The following is a 1,656-nucleotide window of genomic DNA, read 5'->3' as shown; positions in this document are numbered from 1 at the left end:
CATCTGCTAAGGAAAAGGCAGATGCTCTTTCAAGAAAAGGGGACTAATTTTTTTTGGATATGACATTCACAACAAATAATCATCTTTAAGTAACGAAATGGAGATATTACTATGGTGAGAATATGATTTCATCACGAAAAATTCTTTACTATTTCATGAATTTTTTCAGGTTTCAAAAATGATGATATAGATTCTTCAGTTTGAATGGTAAGAGCAGCACCAGCAAGACCTAATTTGCAAGCACTAAATAGCGATTCTTCGTTCAGGATTCCGTAGATTGCACATGAAGAAAATGCTTCACCAGCCCCTGTGACATCAACTACGTCAGTTTTGAAAGGAGGCAAGTGTCCAGATTCCTCTGTAGAAAAATAATAAACCCCCTGATCACCAAGTGTGATAATAACTTTTTGAACGCCACGCTGTCTAATTTTTTCACAGGCTAATTGGCAATCCTTGATTGATTCGATTTTTATTTCAGCAAGTATCTCTGCTTCTTCTCGGTTAGGCATCAGCAGTTCTACACCGTCAAGACGAAATGGAAGTTTTCGTGCTTTGGCTGTAGATACAGGGTCAATGTACATAGGAATGTTTTCATCGCGGCAGCGGTTAATTAAATAACTGAGACATTCCTTAGGAATATTCGTATCCAAAAAAACAGCTTGGGAGGAAATGATATAGGACCATTTTTCCTCAAACATAGATGTTGTTATTTTTTCGTATATATTCATATCAGCCATGGAGACAATGCTTTCACCATTAATATCTAATAAGGTGGTAAAAGTCCCTGTTCGCTCTGTTGGTAAAACCCATACTTGACTAACATCCACTCCTTGTCTTTTCGTTTCATTCAGTATCCAGTTACCTTCTTTGTCGTCCCCTACACAAGCCATAAGAGTAGTGCTACAGCCGAGTCGACTTAAATTTTCGGCAAAGTTGCGTGCTATACCGCCACAAGCTTCAGAAATTTTTACTGGATTAGATGAATATAAACGCACCTCCTGATTTGATCGGGCTTTTCGGTCTGTGTTTGCCCCTCCAATACAGAGGATCGACGATTCTTCTCGGAGAATATAGGCGCGTCCTTTAATTTCACCACGTTTCGTCAAGTTAGCAATATAATTGGCAACTGCAGGTCGTGATAAACCAACTTTACTTGCTAATTCTTGCTGTGATATGAAAGGATTTATTTTTATGTAATCTAAAATTTGTTTCTCTTTATCCATGAAGTAGCCTCACTTCTCATTAAACGATAGTTTATTATATAAACAAAAGTTTGTAAACTTTTAATTGTAAATAGATTAATCATAATAACTTTATCTTCTGTTTGTTTACAAGATAGCCGAAATTTCTTAGTATACAAAATACCCTTTTTTCGAACCAGAGTAAAGCAATAGGATTAATTCATTTTTTTGAAAGATATTAAAATTTTTTAGTATTCTCATTTCTAGCGACAAATAAATTATACGCTATCTAAATATTACAGACAAATGATTGGCCAATCAATAATAAACAAAAAATAGATTGTAAAAATGATTATCTTTGATTTATATTGAAGATTATGATTTTTTGTTAGATTTTCAAAAATCATATTTAAAACTCAATGAATAATAAAAAATGATAGGAGGAATTAAAATAATGAAGATTTATCTGTACCCC

1 protein-coding gene is annotated in these 1,656 nt (G+C 34.0%); it reads right to left on the bottom strand.

The window, feature by feature from the left end; genetic code table 11:
• Window positions 1–131: 131 nt before the first annotated feature.
• The gene (locus AC1DUW_RS27980; protein WP_477644073.1) at window positions 132–1,223 is read right to left on the bottom strand and encodes a carbohydrate kinase; all 1,092 of its coding nucleotides are present in this window, start codon (window positions 1,221–1,223) and stop codon (window positions 132–134) included.
• Window positions 1,224–1,656: the final 433 nt, after the last annotated feature.

The sequence above is a fragment of the Peribacillus sp. P4_C12 genome (assembly GCF_056402095.1).
This window is presented reverse-complemented; position numbering and strand designations above follow the sequence as displayed.

Excerpts from the sequence above, each read along its gene's own strand:
- AC1DUW_RS27980 (WP_477644073.1), bottom strand. The coding sequence starts at position 1,223 with ATGGATAAAGAGAAACAAATTTTAGATTACATAAAAATAAATCCTTTC.